Origin of the sequence: Pseudomonas sp. Kh14 (assembly GCF_900291005.1) — a bacterium.
Lineage (GTDB): Bacteria > Pseudomonadota > Gammaproteobacteria > Pseudomonadales > Pseudomonadaceae > Aquipseudomonas > Aquipseudomonas alloputida.
Window position 1 is genome coordinate 1 of the sequence record NZ_OLKJ01000282.1, and the last position, 241, is coordinate 241.

Annotated in this window: 1 protein-coding gene; it reads right to left on the bottom strand. The window is 60.6% G+C overall.

The window, feature by feature from the left end; genetic code table 11:
• Window positions 1–107: 107 nt before the first annotated feature.
• Window positions 108–200 carry an Ms5788A family Cys-rich leader peptide gene (locus FQ668_RS29230; RefSeq protein ID WP_366514459.1) on the bottom strand — a complete coding sequence of 31 codons (93 nt, stop codon included), beginning with the start codon at window positions 198–200 and terminating at the stop codon, window positions 108–110.
• Between the last annotated feature and the right edge of the window lie 41 nt (window positions 201–241).

Consider the following 241-nt stretch of genomic DNA (forward strand, 5'->3'; position numbering starts at 1 on the left):
ACATGGAAATCTCCTGTTGCTGAGCAGGGGGGATAGGACGAGCCGGGTTTCACTGAGAACGGCGGCGTGACCGGAAAAACCGGAGAAAGACGAACGACCGCGGTTACTCAGCAGCTACAGCAACAACAGCAACAACCCGCAAGGCGGCACAGATCGACTGCGCGGCGCTTGGTGAGCGAAAGCTCGAGGCGGGGTTGCACGGGGCTGACGATACCCAATGATCGCCCGGTTAGGCCAGCAG